The organism is Chitinophagales bacterium (assembly GCA_017303835.1).
Classification (GTDB): Bacteria; Bacteroidota; Bacteroidia; order Chitinophagales; family Chitinophagaceae; genus JAFLBI01.
Genome location: JAFLBI010000001.1, coordinates 780,831 through 797,258, shown reverse-complemented (window position 1 = coordinate 797,258; position 16,428 = coordinate 780,831). Strand labels below are relative to the sequence as shown.

The 16,428-nt window shown below is 37.8% G+C and carries 14 protein-coding genes; 5 read left to right on the top strand and 9 right to left on the bottom strand.

The window, feature by feature from the left end:
• Position 1: 1 nt before the first annotated feature.
• From J0L83_03600 to J0L83_03580, 5 genes are all read left to right on the top strand, one after another.
• Positions 2–1,288 carry a hypothetical protein gene (locus tag J0L83_03600; GenBank protein ID MBN8663630.1) on the top strand — a complete coding sequence of 429 codons (1,287 nt, stop codon included), beginning with the start codon at positions 2–4 and terminating at the stop codon, positions 1,286–1,288.
• Between the two features lie 18 nt (positions 1,289–1,306).
• On the top strand, positions 1,307–1,924 hold the full coding sequence (locus tag J0L83_03595) for a hypothetical protein (protein MBN8663629.1): 618 nt from the start codon (positions 1,307–1,309) through the stop codon (positions 1,922–1,924).
• Between the two features lie 79 nt (positions 1,925–2,003).
• Positions 2,004–3,119 (top strand): hypothetical protein, encoded by a 1,116-nt coding sequence (locus J0L83_03590; GenBank protein ID MBN8663628.1) that lies wholly within the window; start codon positions 2,004–2,006, stop codon positions 3,117–3,119.
• Between the two features lie 16 nt (positions 3,120–3,135).
• Positions 3,136–3,666, top strand: coding sequence for a redoxin family protein (locus J0L83_03585; protein ID MBN8663627.1), 531 nt, complete (start codon positions 3,136–3,138; stop codon positions 3,664–3,666).
• A gap of 175 nt (positions 3,667–3,841) precedes the next feature.
• Complete coding sequence (locus J0L83_03580) at positions 3,842–5,917, top strand: AAA family ATPase (protein ID MBN8663626.1); 2,076 nt, start codon at positions 3,842–3,844, stop codon at positions 5,915–5,917.
• A gap of 238 nt (positions 5,918–6,155) precedes the next feature.
• Here the strand turns inward: J0L83_03580 and J0L83_03575 are convergent, their stop codons facing one another.
• The 9 genes from J0L83_03575 to J0L83_03535 all read right to left on the bottom strand — a co-directional run bounded on the left by J0L83_03575 (position 6,156) and on the right by J0L83_03535 (position 16,388).
• Complete coding sequence (locus J0L83_03575) at positions 6,156–6,578, bottom strand: ester cyclase (protein ID MBN8663625.1); 423 nt, start codon at positions 6,576–6,578, stop codon at positions 6,156–6,158.
• A 131-nt stretch (positions 6,579–6,709) separates the two neighbouring features.
• Entirely contained in the window at positions 6,710–8,926 is a 2,217-nt protein-coding gene (locus tag J0L83_03570; protein MBN8663624.1) for a TonB-dependent receptor plug domain-containing protein, read from the bottom strand.
• Positions 8,927–8,937: 11 nt separating this feature from the next.
• Positions 8,938–10,227, bottom strand: coding sequence for a hypothetical protein (locus J0L83_03565; GenBank protein ID MBN8663623.1), 1,290 nt, complete (start codon positions 10,225–10,227; stop codon positions 8,938–8,940).
• A 93-nt stretch (positions 10,228–10,320) separates the two neighbouring features.
• The gene (locus tag J0L83_03560; protein ID MBN8663622.1) at positions 10,321–10,866 is read right to left on the bottom strand and encodes a DUF4331 family protein; all 546 of its coding nucleotides are present in this window, start codon (positions 10,864–10,866) and stop codon (positions 10,321–10,323) included.
• 34 nt (positions 10,867–10,900) lie between these two features.
• A complete protein-coding gene (locus J0L83_03555; protein MBN8663621.1) occupies positions 10,901–11,557 on the bottom strand; it encodes a DUF4331 family protein in 657 nt (218 codons plus the stop codon).
• 155 nt (positions 11,558–11,712) lie between these two features.
• The gene (locus J0L83_03550) at positions 11,713–12,474 is read right to left on the bottom strand and encodes a molybdopterin-dependent oxidoreductase (protein MBN8663620.1); all 762 of its coding nucleotides are present in this window, start codon (positions 12,472–12,474) and stop codon (positions 11,713–11,715) included.
• The gene (locus tag J0L83_03545; protein MBN8663619.1) at positions 12,452–13,171 is read right to left on the bottom strand and encodes a cytochrome b/b6 domain-containing protein; all 720 of its coding nucleotides are present in this window, start codon (positions 13,169–13,171) and stop codon (positions 12,452–12,454) included. Before J0L83_03545 ends, J0L83_03550 begins: the two co-directional genes overlap by 23 nt.
• Before the next feature lie 64 nt (positions 13,172–13,235).
• Positions 13,236–13,811 carry a fasciclin domain-containing protein gene (locus J0L83_03540; protein ID MBN8663618.1) on the bottom strand — a complete coding sequence of 192 codons (576 nt, stop codon included), beginning with the start codon at positions 13,809–13,811 and terminating at the stop codon, positions 13,236–13,238.
• A 462-nt stretch (positions 13,812–14,273) separates the two neighbouring features.
• Positions 14,274–16,388 (bottom strand): DNA mismatch repair protein MutS, encoded by a 2,115-nt coding sequence (locus J0L83_03535; protein ID MBN8663617.1) that lies wholly within the window; start codon positions 16,386–16,388, stop codon positions 14,274–14,276.
• Positions 16,389–16,428 lie beyond the last annotated feature (40 nt).

Below are 16,428 nucleotides of genomic sequence, written 5' to 3'. Positions count from 1 at the left end.
TATGAAGAAAAGATTAGCTTTTCATTTTATACTAATATTGGCAATTGCTTTTGTGAACTATTCTTCAGTAGCTCAAAAAAATGCAGAATTACTTTCGTTTGGAGTTACAGGGTCTATTGAAAAGACCCCAGATGAAAAAAATCCATTAAGACTACTAAAGAACCGGCAAATTCAATTATTTCTGCTTACTTTAAGTAAATCTCCTTTAACACTAAACAAGGCGCTTAGTAATACAAAGTCACAAGGTATCGAAATAAAGAATCTTGTTGATGCAGGACTGATTACTGTCAGAAACGATACCTGTTTTCTGAACTTTACTTTATTGAACGAAAGAGATTTGTCGTTACTCCATCAGGTGAGCAACCGTTACGCAAAATCTTTAACAGCATTAATCCTGAGAGATTCTGTATTCTACGATTCTCTTCTAAAAAATGAAAAGTATCCACCTCACTTGCAAAAGGATGCGTTGTTTATTTTAATCGGATGTTTTGCTCTGGATTGGGATGGGCTTACTATCACTGATAAAATGGGATATCGCACTGCAGCTTCCGAGAACTTATATGGAGATAGGTACTTGTTGTGGGGTAAAGTTAATTCTTCTAAAAATTCAATTAGAGGTCTTTACTGGGGAAGCCATAACGATTATTTGAATGATGTGGTTTTTACAAGTTTTGGAGATCATTATACAAATCCACGATATGCTCTTCCTGACATGAAATGGAAGTATAAAATAGATTATAACAATAATCATTTTCCAACGGAAATGAAGTCAAGTTTTCAGGATATGGCCAATGTTTATTTTGACTCAGCATTTTATAATGCAGGAAAAATCATGTTTTGCCTGTACAGCAATCCTTTAAGCCAGCAAGAAATAACTGAGCAGTTTAGTTTTACAGGACTGTCGCAGGCACTTAAGTTTTTTACTTCTGTAAGATATGTTAGAATCGATTCTTCCACTAATAAGTATCATTTGGCTATACCGGTGTTTACTGAATCTAACGGTCAAATGATTAGTGCTTTAAGATTGCACATAAAGCACAAGCTTCAGGCATGGCTTAATAGTAATTATGCTTCCATAAAATCTGATTTAAAGACTTTGAGTTGTATGCAACATGGAATAGATTATAAAATTGCTTTTACTGAAGTCTGGCACTTTTTATTTGGCTATACCAATAAGTTTTTATGTGAGGCTGGCTTTTTTGTGAATCCGGAATCGCCTGAGAGATTCCACAAGGGATATATGCCGGTGATATGGCACTCTGAAGTTTATAAAGAAGTCAATTTTTAATTATTAAATACAAAAACAATGAAAAAGCAAATTTTAAAAAACCTATACACTGTTATTACATCAATTGCGCTGGTTATTATGCTGGTATCCTTCAAGAATTTAAAAGAAAGCTTTGAGGAGATTACTGTGAAAAGGATTAATGTGATTGATGAAAATGGTAAAAAAGTTATGGTTATTTCAAATCAGGAGAGATTTCCATTTCCTGTTCTAAACGGAAAGGAATATAAAGAAAGAAGTATAAGCCCTGCGGGGATCGTTTTTTACAAAAAAAATGGTGATGAATGTGGTGGGCTCGGAATTGTAGATATTCCTTCTGCTAATCTGTCAAAATTAATTTTTGATTATTCTAACTCCGAGGCTTTAGGTTTTGGCATGTATGAAACAAAAAATGGAAAGAGTTATGGATCGGGCTTTTCAATAGCTGAGAGAATACCACTAGGTTCTGATATTGAAAAAGTAGGAACTACAGGCCCTGAAAGAATCAGTTTGAGTACTACCAACAAAGATGCATTTCTAGTTCTAAATGCTCCCGATGGTAAGCCAAGAATTGAATTGAAGGTTGATAGCTCGGGGACGCCATCTTTTAAAGTTTTTGACAAAGATGGTAAAGCAAAGCAATACTTTTTAAATAACTAAATTCAAAGCTGTTGTTTAAGTCGTTTTCAAAAACTATCAATATTAGCAGCACTTGCTAAGTTAAATTCTGTTTTTAATTATGAATAAATTAATCATTCTTTTGCTACTTGTAACAAAGTCATTATTGGGTCAAAATGTAGAAACTGATTTTTCCGCCTGCTACAGCATGTTATCTGTATTAGAAGCCATGAAAACAGATCTGCCTTCTGAAAAAGTGGCGAAAAAAATTGATTCTGTTCTGCGTACAAAACCTTATCAGGTAATGTTTCAGCATTATAACAGATCGTGGAGACCCAATCACTTGCCGGAACAAGTTTTTAAACGGATGATTCTTTCGTTAAAGTTCAAAGAACAATACACAAAAGGCGAAAATCAAAGAGCAGATGCTATGTTTTCTTTTTGGCAGAAAGAATATGAAAATTTAAACCTGTATCGAAAGAACTTGCAGTTACTGGAAAAAATAAATCTGCCGAAATTGATTCAAAAAGGGGTATCAGGTGCCCAAAAGTGGCTACCGCCATCTATGAATATTCCTGATTTCTTCTTCTTTATACATCCGAATGGTGGCAGTACTGCCTTTGCAATCAATGGAAACCAGGGATATGATTTTTTTCAACTCGATAAAACTAAAGATGGTCTGATTGATGTACAAAAGCTGATTGATATAATTTCTCATGAGTCACATCATCTTGGCCTGAATACAAAAGATAAATCTTTTACAACAGGGAAAGACTCATTGGCATTTAGGTTCCTGATGACTTTTGTTGCAGAAGGTACTGCTTCAAAGTTTGTGGATAATATGCCCGGTGGAATAATTCCAAAAGTATCAAAAGGCGGTTCAAGAAATTACGACAGTGTCATAAAACAAATTTGGGAAAAATATTCTAAAGAGGAACAATCATTATATATGTCTTTTGAATCTGATTTTGAAAAAATCTATAATGGTACATATAATAAGGATTCAGTTCAGAATCGTATGACTACTTATTGGTTGAGTGGAATAAAAGGCAGAGCGTATTTTCTGGGAGCGGAGTTATTTGGTGCTGTTTATAAAGCATTCGGTAAGGAAAAGTTATTTGAAGTAATGGAAGACCCAACAATGTTATTTAAAATCTACAATTTGGCTGTAGCAAAGTTGAGGAAAAAAGGCATCAAAGCAATATTCCTAAGTACTTGGCTAACCAGTATATTTTAACTCTTAAAATTCAAAAATGAAGTCCTATAGAATTTTCCTTATTTCAACCGTTCTGGTCTTCAACTCGTGTAGTGGCCAGAATAAAGAAACCAATGATTATTCTAATATCATTTTTATTGATTCAACAGTAAACAGCTTTGATAGCCTTATTGCTAAATTTAAAGGCTCAGTTGTATATGTTGATATTTGGGCAAGCTGGTGTTTGCCTTGTCGGCGAGAGTTTAAAAGTCTTGGCTTTTTGCAGAACATGGCTGCAGATAATAAAATCATACTTCTTTACATATCTGGAGATAAAAATGCGGATAGTGTAAAGTGGAAAAATATTATATATAAAAACAGTTTGCAAGGATATCATATTAGGATGAGCAATCAGTTGAAGACGGAAATCATTAAACGATTTTCAAGACCATTAAAGAGCACAGGAGAGTTAGCATTGATATATCCAACATATTTAATTCTGAATTATGAAGGTAATGTGGTAAATTTTAATGCACCGAAACCAAGCGAGAAGGAAAAATTATTGCAGGAACTAAAAAGATTTCAGTAGATCAGTTAGTATAAAATTGATTTTTAAATATAAAATGATTACATCCTATTTCAATGTATTGATATACCTGCAATTTTTATTCGCATTCTGAGGGACAAAGCTCATATGTAAGTATGAGTATAATCATATTTCATTCTTCTAAAAAATACTAATAAAAAATCTTTGCGAACAATATATGGCAAGAAATCTGGCTGACATACTATCATCAAACCGAAAAGAACTATTTACAGGAAGAGATAAAGAAATAGGCATATTTTCTTCCATACTACAACAACCAATACTTAATGTATTTTTGATATATATATATGGTCCTGGTGGTCAGGGAAAAACTACGCTTATTAAACAGTTTGCTGAAATCTGCTGCGAACTGGATGTTTCTTTTTTAAAAGTTGACGGACGTGAAATAAATGCCTCACCACTCGATTTTACAAGGGCATTACAACAGGCATTAAATACCACAAATATTTTTGATTCTTTTAATGCAAGGAATGGAAAATTTGTATTATTTATTGATACCTACGAATTACTAAACCCGATAGATGATTGGTTGCGTGATGAGTTTTTGCCAAAGATGCCGGATAATATACTTACCGTTTTGAGTGGACGCAATGCACCTGATAAAAATTGGACGCTTGATAATGGCTGGCAGCAGTTAATGAAAGTAATACAAGTACGCAACTTTTCTCCTAACGAAAGCAGATCCTATCTAAAAAAAAGAAGTGTACCGCTTGCAACTATTGACTCAATTCTTGAATTTACACACGGTCACCCTTTGGCTTTAAGTGTAGTAGCTGATATGTATGATCAGCATCCTGAGAGGCCATTTAATCCAGCAGAGAGTCCTGATGTAATAAAAACACTACTGGAAAATTTTGTGCAGAAAGTTCCAGGACCCGCCCACCGCACCGCATTGGAAATATGTGCAATGATTAAATTTACCTCTGAATCGTTACTAAAAGAAGTAATGGAAATCGAAGATGCATCAGAGCTGTTTAAATGGTTGCAGGATTTATCTTTTATTGAAAAAAATCGTTTTGGGTTATACCCACATGACCTTGCCCGTGAAGCTATTGTTACTGATTTGATGTGGCGTAATCCTGAATGGAATAAAACGCTTCACAAACGTATCCGTAAGTTCTATATTGACAGACTTAATAACAGTAATGAAGTCCAACAACGTGAATTACTTTATCAGCTGGCTTACTTGCACAGACATCATTCATCTGTACGTCCTTTTTTGGAATGGCAAGAAGGTGCCAGTAACTGGATCGAACCGCTAAAAGAAGAAGATATCCCCCAATTAGTACAGATAGTGAAGCAGAATGAGGGAAAACAGTCATCATTAAATTTTTCATACTGGGTACGCCACCCTGCTTCATTTACCTGGGTGTTCAGAAATGCAACAACGAAATGCAGTGGTTTTATTTTGCGTGTAAACGTAAATGAACTTGACAAAAATGAACAGATTCAAGATAAGGCAATTAGTCAAATTATAAATTATGTTACCCACAACCTAACTTTACGTAAAGGAGAGGTTTGTACAGTTTTTCGATTTTGGATGTCTGTCGATAGTTATCAACAAGTCAGCAGATTGCAGAGCAGTATTTTCTTAACTATTGTGCAGTTTTATTTAACTACACCTTCTTTGGCTGTGCATTTTTTAGGATGTGCAAAACCTAAGTTTTGGGAAAAAATGCTAAACTATGCTGACTTACATTATGTACCTGAGTTAAGCATTCAAAACGAAAAGGACGAATTTGGATTTTATATGCATGATTGGCGTCAAACACCGCCTGCTGCATGGCTTGATTTACTTGGACAGCGAGAAGTAGGTGAGAAAGTAGAAGGTAATCGTTTAGAGCAGAAATTACAAATTGTTGTTTTGAGTGAAGATGAATTTACGTCATGCGTTTATGATGCGCTTAAAGATTATCATTCAGATAAAAAATTATTGAATAATCCACTACTCCGTAGTCGTTTTGTTATAAACGCCGCTAATAATGATACTGATCCTAAAATATTACTTGCCGCACTAAGGGATTGCCTTGCCGATGCTACAGATAAAATAAAAAACTCGCCCAAAGATGTGAAGCTACATCGGGTAATGTTTCGTACATTTTTGAATCCAGTGGGTAGCCAGGAAGCAGTAGCTGATTATCTCAACATTCCATTCAGTACTTTTCGCCGTTATTTACGTAAAGCTGTAAATATGGTAACTGAGACTTTGTGGGCACTAGAAATTGAGAAATGAGCTAATAAGTTTTTTTCAAGTCAGTAGAAAAAAGTTAATAATATTTTTTGTGCTTGACTATTTTAGTTGCTTCCATGTATATGGGTAAGTTATAGATAACATAGAATTTTTTTCGAACAATAAATTGAGTAGATTTTAATTCAATTTTCGCTTTATAAGCTGTCTGAAATTTCAAAAATAAATAGACCAGATAGTGTCTGTTAACATTTATAGTGCAAAGTTTCCTTTACAGTGCTTATTAAGTAGTATGTTGTGATTCCGGCAATAGGCCCATTTGCCTGAGCATGCTTGCTTCATCCCACAAATACCAGACTTTCATGATGAGTTCATTTTGAATATGCAATATTGACACGCCATTAAAAGAAATGTATTTACCAGTGGGAGGTATATTCATAATTTTTCCACGATGGTGACCCGTAGCAGTCCAACAAACGACTATACGTTCCTCATTATCCACCACTTCATCAATATAGAATGACACATCTGGAAAAGCATACAGATAGCTTTGGACAACTTTGAGTAAAGTTTGCTTGTTGTATGAAAGATGATTGCTTACATCTTGACGTCTGAATTCTTCATGATAGCATTCCATCACCTCTTGTGGACGGTGACTGTTCCAGGCGGCAAATAGTTTTTCAACTATTTTAATAGGTTGTTTCATGATGAAAATATGGGTTTACACACTTAAAAAGTCTTTTTTTTGATTCGCTCTGTTTGGTTACTTTTTCTCTCCGGGTTTACGAAAGCACATAGAAGATTCAGCGGGGCTTGATCTGATTGACATACATTCAATCAAAAGAAAATACTCAGCCTTAGTTTTGCAAAAAATGGAACACCCGGGGTAAAATGTAATTCTGTAACTTCCATAGGCTCATCTCTAAGTCGGCTAGTAGTTTCAAACTGTGCTTCATTCCATTTTGTATTGAACAGATTTTCAACAATAAATCCTATTTCATACATCCTTTTTGTATAATTGAATGAAAGGTCAGTTATAAAGTAGCCTTTAGCTGTAATACTGTTATTGCTGTTTGCCGGTCTGTCTTTCAGAAAGCGATAGCGAAGACTACCGTTAAAACCTTGCTTACTTTGATAGCTGATACCGCCAATACTTGTTAACTGTGGGGCAAGCGGAATAAAATCTTCACCTTTTGCACTTTGCAAATCTCTTGCATGAGCATAGTTGATATTTACATCTACCAGCCAGTTTTTTATAAATTGATAACGGCCTGAGACATCAAAACCAAGACGCTGTGTTTTACCACCCTGTTCCACTACCGCTTCATCACCTACATACACAAATTCCTGTTGCAGATACAAATACCAGGCAGAAGTAGTTATGATGAGATTTTTTAAAGCCTTGAGCACGACACCTGCATCAGCACCATATGCAGCGGGTAAAATTTGTGAACCATTGTTTGGCACCACTACTCTTGTATCGTTACTATGAAATCCCTTTCCTGATTTGATAAAGAGTTGCACTTGTTTGCTGTAATTATAAAACACATTGAGCTTGGGGCTCATAACAGCTTTTTGCTGTGATGGCAGCGATGGATTTAAAGCATCTGCATAAGCAAAGGAAAAATAATCCACACGTACTGCAGGGTTAAACATCCACTTACCTGAACTGTAGTTTTGTGATGCATAAGCAAATGCATTTATCTCTTTAACATTGCCCAATGCCTTGCGTTCGAGCACTGTTTCTTTGGCAAGCGTCTGTGAAAGTTCAGATGCATAAGTTTTATCTGCCCGCAATCCCCAGCCGGCATTGCTTGTAATTGTCCATTGGCGATAATGACGTTTTGTTTGTAACGAAGCATTGTAACCCAAAACATCTCTTTTTTCACGCTGACGAATCTGGTCTCCGTTTACAGGGTCATTTAAAAAGAAAGTAAAGTTTGAAAACAAATCAAATTGATAGCGTGAATAAAATATTTGCTGATGGATCGTAAAGTTGCTGTTACTGTGTTTCCATTTTACACTCAGGTTAGAACGTCCGGTGGTTCCGCCTTCTGTATCATCAATAGCACCAAAGCGGTCGATAAGTCCTGCAGCTACTGCACGTTGAGGTATTTGTCCGCTTGCATCCCACTTGCTGTCAAAGGTGGATGCAATGAATTGTAAACTGTTTTTTTCATGCAACTGCCAATTGTATTTTCCAAAAATATTAAAGCGGTTAAAATGCTGCGGACTTTGAAAGGGCCCATTGCTGTATAAATATTCCGAAGCAATATATGCCTGATGTTTTTGTTTGTTAAGCAATTGAAACATGCCAAGCGTTCTTACCGTTTCAAACATACCTGCCTCTACCTGCACTTGATTCTGTTCCAGCTTATTTTTTGTTTCAAAAGCTGCATAACCTGCTGTATTAAAGTTGCCCTGTGCAGCATAATAAGGTCCAGTGCCATAATCAATATTTTTTATAGTTTCCGGAATGAGGAAATGCAAATCAGCATAACCTTGCCCGTGTGCATGGCTCACCATGTTTACCGGCATACCATCAACAGTAATGGCTATATCCGTTCCGTGATCTATATCAAAGCCACGAAGAAAAATTTGCTCAGCTTTACCTCCACCCTGATGCTGTGCAATAAATAATCCAGGTAAAAAGCGCAACAATTCCTGTGATGATTTTGCTGGACGCAGGTTCAAATCTATTTTACTGATTATTTGCTGCAAACTCTGATTAAAGCCGGGTGCAGCTACAACCACTTCGGTTAAATTGAGAATAGCTGATTCTAATTCAATTACATTTTTTGCAGTATCATTTAACTGTATCTGCTTACTTTTATATCCAATAGCGGTTATTAGAATACGAGTGTTTTCATGCGAATATGGTACGGAAAATGCACCTTCTTTATTTGTAAGTAAATTCTTTTGCGCATATTTTATTACGGCACTTTCAATGGGCTCTTTTGTTTTAGCATCAATCAATTTTCCTGTTACAGTTGTTTGTGCAATTCCAGTGTTTACAAGAAATAAAGTTAAAATGTAACATAATATCTTTTGCATGATTTAATCGGTTAAAAGTTTTGGTTGTAAAAGTTTTGTTCAAATACAGGACCTAGTTCTACAAATGCGGTCTTTACTTCCTTTAAAAGTTGTTTTGCTTTGGTGTTATTACCATTTGCCTTACAAATCACCGCCAGGTGATATTGTGCAATAGGTTCAAAGCATTTATTTTCTACGTAAGATGTTGCAATATGTAATGCTTCTTTGTAATTACCCTGTTTGTAGTGTGCCCAGCTTAACAAGTCGTAAGATTGGGCAGTGGGTCTGTTTTGAATTTCTTTTTGAGCAATGGCCATAGCTTGGGCAGTATGCTCATCAGCTAAAAGTTCAAACAAATAGGTATTGTACATATCGCCATACTCTGGTGCTGATACTTTATTTATAAAAGAGGCGGTGTATTCTCTGTTCAGTTTTTCATTTTGTTCATAAGCTGCAATTTCTGCCAGCAGCAAATCATAATCAGGAACCGGATGTGCCTGTTGCAGAAAAAGCAGGATTTCTTTAGCGGCAGTTGTGTTTTTCTCATATGAAAATGCCAGCCATGCAATACCTTTTAAGCAATGATAATTTTCTGTATCCACCTGCAGTACATTCAAATAACATTGATAGGCTTCTGCAAAACGATTAGCATGTGTATAAAAATCACCCAGATTACTTTTAACCCACAGCCAGGCGGCTTTATCATTTTCAACAGTAACCATTGCAAGGGCCTGTTCCATTAACATAATTGCTTCATCCAGATTGCCTTTGGCATCGCTTAGTTTTGCTTTGCGGATGAGTACTTCAAATGTATTGGCGTTTGGATAGCGTTTTAAGATGCGTTCTGCTTCATAGCTGTTACCCAGCTCCAGTTGTGTATCAAATTGCTGCAGCAGTGTGAAGCTTAAGTTATCGCCCAGTTGTGCAGCACTGTCCAGAAAATATTTAGACTGCCAGAATTGATGTTTTGTTATAGCATTGGCTGCCAGTTGGCGATAGATGCCTGATGAATATTTTTTTTGCAGTTGATTAGCACAGTTATAAAAACTATCTGCTTTGTGAACTTCTTTGATATTGCCTGAATATTGAAATCGTTTGGCATACAATCCTCCCAGTTTTGTTTGGGCTCCAAAATGTGAGCCATCTTCTTCCAGCTTCTTAGTCCAGAAAGTAATTTCTTTATCAATCTGTATCAGTTGATTATCTGTAACTTTTAAAAACTGTTTGTAATCATCACGATTGGTTACAGGTTGATTGTTATTACAGGCTGCAGCGCCAATGAAAATAATGATTGCCCAGATAGAAGAGTGAAACTGTTTCATGATTGGCGGTTTGTTGATTGGTAGTGTTTTGATAAATTAAGTATTGGTTGAAAGCGAAGGCTTACGGGCCTTCGCTCTCACCAAAACCAACTGCTAATGAGGGGTTGCTAAATAAGGGAATGAGGTAAGAAAAGGTTTATCATTTGCATTTACCTTATCGCTGGTAAGCCCCGGATTGGAAGTGCCATTAGGACCGCCAAAGATGAGAAGCAATTCTGTATCAATTACATCATCAGCCAGCGCACGACCGGTTAAAACATTAGTACCATCAAAGAAAGTAGTTACTCCTGTTTTAGACACTGTGAGTACATCCGTTACCAGAGCACCTGTAAATACATCTGCATTCATGCCCAATGCGTTTGTTGTATAACCAGGATTTAACTCCAGCAAGCGGGCTTTAAATTTTGCACCAAACTGTGCACTCAGTTGAGAAGGAATGGTTGTATTAAACGCATCTTTTTCAGCGCTGCTTACAAACACGGTGTTAATAGCGGGACGGGCCATTTGATCTGCCTGTTCATAGGTGCCAAAGTTTTCCTGTAGTTTAGGTGTGTCATTATTTTTACATGCGACCAGAACAGCAACGGAGAGAACTAAAAAGTAAATAAAGTTGTAAGAAATCAATTTATACTGTTTCATATTTTTTGTATTTGAATATTAGAGAAGAGAGTGATTAAAGTTTTTTCTTTGTTTCCAGCCAGATGTTTACAGAGTTTGATGTACCAAGCATAGATTTAGGAACTTCTACAACAATACTCATTACGTTAGTGCCTTTAAAGAAATCAGTACCGGGGTTGTTAAAGCCTGAAGCAGTACCACCCAGTATTTTTCTGAACTGATCAAGGTCAAAAAAGAAGGGATCGTCACGTGGGCCGGCAAAAGCAGTAACACCTTTACCTGTAGCTACTTTAGCAGCTTCGCCATACTTTGTGATATCAACTTCCACGGTTAGCTGGTCATTCGCTATAGTACTTTGCTTGCCCGTTGCAGCAGGTTTATAGGGACCGAAGATTTTCATTTTGCTATTGCGTGGTATGGCCTGGATTACTAAATCTTCAACAGCATCGCCATTGTTGTCAATATTAAATTCTACGAGTGTATTTTCATCAAATTTGGCAGTAGCCGATGCCGTAGGAGAGAGTAAGCCCTGAATGTTACCAACAAAAACAAGATTGTCAGGATTCTGGGCCCTAAAAGCATAAACATCAGTAATATCAGTAGTGGCGCCCGTAACAGCAGGTGCATCCACATGGTCAGCAGCATAAATAATACTGCCTGTAACAACGGTCACAAGTATAACCGCGCCAAGAATGAGTTTTGATTTTTTCATTTCGTTTTTTTTTTTTGAAAAAATAATTTGGTGATGCAATATGTCTTTCACCTTTGCTCACACACAAGACCAGAAACCGTTCATTTATTGCTCATTTTTGGTAAAAAAAGAAGCACCACGAATAGTGGTGCTTACTAAATCAAACATGTCAGCTGTTACAATCCTAGGTAATAATCATACCCCCTTTCTGCCCAGTAGTCAGCAGGCTTATCATTATCAAAGTACATGGTGCCAATGCGTTTAATACTTTTTACACCATACTTCACCGGAATAATCAAACGAAGCGGATAACCTTGATTCATAGGCAGGGGCTTACCATTCAGCTCGTAACATAAAATCGTTTGCGGATGCATTGCGCTTGGCATATCAATACCCACATAATATTCTTCATCAGGCGTCATCATACCCACATAATTGAGCCTTGCTTCATTCGTAAGTCCAAAGTGGTTTATAAATTCAGAAAAACGTACACCGCTCCACCAGGTAATCTGGCTCCATCCTTCAATACATTTAAAGTTATGTACTACATCAATTTTAGGGAGCTTTTTAATTTCATCCAGCGTTACAAACAACGTATCCCCTGTGGTTTTGATAACGATCAATTTCCATTCATTTGCATCAAAAAAATCTTCACTCAATCCCACATCGCCGTTGACTCTTGGTTTTTTTGAGGCTGCACTTTTAGGATACTCCTTTACAAGTTTGGAAGAATCAAAACTACTGCTGAATATTTTTTCATTGGTATTTAAGATTTTTCGCAGGGGCTCCTGTATGCCGCCACGTATACCGCCGTCAAGTGGTTGATGGTAGAGCCATTTCCATCCTATAAGGCCAGCACCAAGTAATAAAAAGAAAGTTAGAAAAGAAACAAATGTTCTGCGACGGATTTCTTTTTCAATAGAAGTTTTCTTGTTCATTTGTTTTCGATTGAGAGCAAGATTCCGGTTTAGGTTGTTCTTTTACAGTAATTACTTCAAATCCTGCTATCATTCCTCTAAAATTGTTCCAACCTGCCAGTACCACCTGTACAAGATGAATGATAAAGAACAACACATAACACATTGTGAGAATAAAATGTTCCAATCTAGCTGCCTCATACCCGCCGCATAGCCAGATGAGCCCACCAAATTGTACAGGTTTGTAAATAGCAATACCTGTTACTATGGAGCCAAAACCAAACATGATGACGGAAGTATATGCAACACGTTGTGCACCATTGTATTTTGTTTGTATCGGTTTTTTTTTGCGGATACGCAAATCATATAGCAGAACTTGCCATGCTTCTTTAAATGAATTTTTATTAGGCAGCAATTCTCTCCACTCGCCACTAATGACTGTATAAAAAACATAAAGTAAACCGTTGAATGTAAACAGCCACATAAATGCAAAATGCCAGGCCATGCCATCGGCTAACCTGTACTGTGCATTTAAAAAATCATAAACAGGTTCGGGAAAAAGTTTGATAAGCTTTATGCCAAATAATTTGATTTCATACACATCATTGGCCCAGTAAATAAGAATACCACTCCATATCATAATCGTAAGGAGCGGAATATTTATCCAGTGAAACCATCTAGTGGCCAATTTGTGTTTCTTTATAATTTGCTTTTGCATATGGCATTAATTATGAAAAGAGAAACAGCAAAGGACTGTCACTTTGCTGTTTGCTAAAGATTGTTTACTTAGGCATTGAAACAGCATCTGTTACATGAATCACACCATTACTTTGAAATACGTCTTTAATTTTAATCATTGCTACACCGCCTTTTTCATCTGTAATCATGAGTTTCGGGCCTTTCATTGTAGCAGTGAGCATGCCACCTGCAACTGTTTTGAACGTATACTTGCCACCACCCTTCTTAATCTCGGCAGCAATTGATTTTGCATCCCAACGTCCTGCTACAACATGGTAAGTCAAAATTTTTGTTAGCAGATTTTTGTTTTCGGGTTTGAGCAATGTTTCCACCGTGCCATTTGGTAATTTGTCAAACGCCGCGTTTACAGGAGCAAATACTGTGAAGGGGCCTGCGCTTTGCAACGTTTCAACGAGACCGGCAGCCTTTACTGCAGCTACCAGTGTAGTATGGTCTTTACTGTTAACTGCATTTTCTACAATATTTTTTGAGGGATACATGGGAGCTCCACCCACATTCACTGTTTTCTCTTTTTTATCGCTACCCATTTTTTGAGCGCTTACAGTGTTTACTGTTACCAAAGCAGCGATGGCCATTACCATCAGTTTCAATTGTTTCATTTTTTTGTTTTAATTGTTTAAGTGATTTTGATGGCGCAAATATGACCGCTGTCCTTGCTCATGCACAAGACTAAAAACTGCTCATTTTTTGTTCACTATGTTAAAAGTGGATATTGTGGCGATACTCTATTTAGCACCTTTAAAGCGGTTTTAGTACACTGGATACGGAGCTACAAAAATGTGATGAGCCATTGACCATTAGGTTTACTGCTTTTTTTGGGAGATAGTTATAACAAAGGATTTGAGAGGTGGCTATAAATCCCTCTCTCTCCGCCAAAACAACGCAATGCCTCGACGAAAGTCGAGGCATTTTGATTTGAGCCCGTTGCCAAGCTTGCTTGTGCATAATGGTGAAAAAGCAACATGGCAGCGAGCGAAGCGAGTGGGCATTGATTTGTTTTAAGCCCCCTCAAACAGGATCAGCGCAGCTAATCCTTTGTCGAAAAAAGCCCGTTGCCGAGTTTATTTTCCTACAGTATTGTCTTCCACCTTCTCTACCCTCACCAAATCTGCTAAATCAACATTCATGGGAATAAGGCCTATTTGTACAATAGCGCGCTTACCGCGGATCTCTTTTACCTCGCCTACTTGGTAGTTTTTCTTGAGTTTAACCAAACTGCCGATCGTAATATCAGCCGGTAATTCCTTGTATTTGCTGTCGACCTTCTTCGCTAGTTTATTCACCACCACCTGTTCTTTCTGCTTGAACAAGAGCCCGTGCAGGTGTTTGATGACTTCTTCTTTCTTCTCCGTTTTCTTATAATCCAGCACAATTTGACGCAGTTTGCGTTCCATGTCTTTCAAATAAGCAAGTCGGTCTTCCGTAATGCGGTTCTGTTGCTTGAGTAATTCCACCTGCTGTCGATGGCGCTCTTTGTCCATCACTTTTTCCATCTCCGCTTTCAAGCGCGCATTTTCCTTCAGCAGTTTGTCGAGCTCTTTTTTCTCCTTGCTCAGGTGCTGTAAATCTTGCTCTGTTCTATTGAGCAGTTTATCTAATTTGAAATGGTCTTCAGATACTAAGTTGCGTGCTTTCTGAATCAGTTGCGTAGGTAAGCCAATACGCTCTGCAATAGAAAATGTATAAGAACTGCCTGGCTTACCAATTTTTAGTTCATACAATGGCAAGAGATTCTTTTCATCAAATGCCATCGCACCATTGATGATACCCGGTACATGGTTGGCCATCACTTTCAAGTTTAGGTAGTGCGTGGTAACAATACCCATGGCATGCTTTCTGTTCAGTTCTTCCATAATCACTTCCGCGAAAGCGCCGCCCAGATTGGGATCTGAACCACTACCCAATTCATCAATGAAGAATAAGGTTTTGCCATTTGCTGTTTCAATGAAGTGCTTCATGTGCAACAAATGACTGGAGTAGGTGCTCAACTCAAACTCGATGCTCTGCGTATCGCCAATATGGATGAACAACTGTTTGAAAATACCCATCTGCGAAACCGGGCTTACTGGTACCAGCAAACCACTCTGTACCATGAGTTGATTCAAACCAATGGTTTTCATGCTCACGGTCTTACCACCCGCGTTCGGACCGCTAATCACCAGAATTCTTTTCTTCTCATCCAAGGTGATGGTTACAGGAATGGTGCGCTTGCCCGATTGCTTATTGTACAATAACAAAAGTGGATGATAGGCATCTTTGAGTTCAATCAAGGCTTTGTCGACAATATTCGGCAGGTTGCCATTCATGTCAATCGCCAGCTTGGCCTTGGCTCTGATGAAATCATATTCACCTGCAGCTTGCAAATAGCGTTTTAGCAAATCTGCGTATACGGATAAACGGGCTGTCAGTTCTCTTAAGATTCGGTTGACTTCCCTGGCTTCCTCACTTTCCAAACTAAAGACTTCGTTATTCAGTTCAATGGTTTCTTCAGGTTCTATAAAAGCAGTTTTTCGGCTATCACTTTCGCCGTGGAAAATCCCTTTTACTTGTCGCTTGTGTTCACTAAACACGGCTACCACTCTTCTGCCATTACTGAAGCTTTCATCAATATCTGCTGTATACCCTGCTTTATTGAGTTTGGCCACTACTTTTTCAAACATGCGGCGCAATTCATTCCGCTTGCGGAATAAGCTCATGCGAATCTTGTATAGATCATCACTCGCATTGTCTTTCACCACACCATATTCGTCCAGCACATCATCAATCAACTCAACGATCACTTTCTCATAATAGAGATCGTCAATTACCTGCGATAAAGCCGGATAGGCTGATCTTCTATCTGCATCAAACCAGCGGAAGATATTGCCCATATTGGTGGCCAATCTACGCACCAGCATAAACTCTTCTGCTGAGAGCATGGCGCCGGGAATACCCAATAGTTTCAATTCCTTGGAAAAAGGATGCGTGAAATCATTCGGAAAGTTTTGTCCCTGCTGCTGGAGTAATTTATACTCATGCGTTTGGTTCAGCTCTGTCTCAATGTATTCTTTACGGGTGTGGATGCGCAGGTTGTGGGCTTTATCCTTGGCATAGGCAGTTCGGGCATGCTCCTGCAGGATTTGCCTGATTTTGTCGAATTCCAATTGCACCAATGCCGATTCCGGGTAAAGCCGCATCTATCTGTTTTGAGGCGGCAAAGGTAATGGACAGACACCG

Excerpts from the sequence above, each read along its gene's own strand:
- J0L83_03580 (MBN8663626.1), top strand. The coding sequence starts at position 3,842 with ATGGCAAGAAATCTGGCTGACATACTATCATCAAACCGAAAAGAACTA.
- J0L83_03575 (MBN8663625.1), bottom strand. The coding sequence starts at position 6,578 with ATGAAACAACCTATTAAAATAGTTGAAAAACTATTTGCCGCCTGGAAC.
- J0L83_03585 (MBN8663627.1), top strand. The coding sequence starts at position 3,136 with ATGAAGTCCTATAGAATTTTCCTTATTTCAACCGTTCTGGTCTTCAAC.
- J0L83_03535 (MBN8663617.1), bottom strand. The coding sequence starts at position 16,388 with ATGCGGCTTTACCCGGAATCGGCATTGGTGCAATTGGAATTCGACAAA.
- J0L83_03595 (MBN8663629.1), top strand. The coding sequence starts at position 1,307 with ATGAAAAAGCAAATTTTAAAAAACCTATACACTGTTATTACATCAATT.
- J0L83_03570 (MBN8663624.1), bottom strand. The coding sequence starts at position 8,926 with ATGCAAAAGATATTATGTTACATTTTAACTTTATTTCTTGTAAACACT.
- J0L83_03540 (MBN8663618.1), bottom strand. The coding sequence starts at position 13,811 with ATGAAACAATTGAAACTGATGGTAATGGCCATCGCTGCTTTGGTAACA.
- J0L83_03600 (MBN8663630.1), top strand. The coding sequence starts at position 2 with ATGAAGAAAAGATTAGCTTTTCATTTTATACTAATATTGGCAATTGCT.
- J0L83_03590 (MBN8663628.1), top strand. The coding sequence starts at position 2,004 with ATGAATAAATTAATCATTCTTTTGCTACTTGTAACAAAGTCATTATTG.
- J0L83_03555 (MBN8663621.1), bottom strand. The coding sequence starts at position 11,557 with ATGAAAAAATCAAAACTCATTCTTGGCGCGGTTATACTTGTGACCGTT.
- J0L83_03560 (MBN8663622.1), bottom strand. The coding sequence starts at position 10,866 with ATGAAACAGTATAAATTGATTTCTTACAACTTTATTTACTTTTTAGTT.
- J0L83_03545 (MBN8663619.1), bottom strand. The coding sequence starts at position 13,171 with ATGCAAAAGCAAATTATAAAGAAACACAAATTGGCCACTAGATGGTTT.
- J0L83_03565 (MBN8663623.1), bottom strand. The coding sequence starts at position 10,227 with ATGAAACAGTTTCACTCTTCTATCTGGGCAATCATTATTTTCATTGGC.
- J0L83_03550 (MBN8663620.1), bottom strand. The coding sequence starts at position 12,474 with ATGAACAAGAAAACTTCTATTGAAAAAGAAATCCGTCGCAGAACATTT.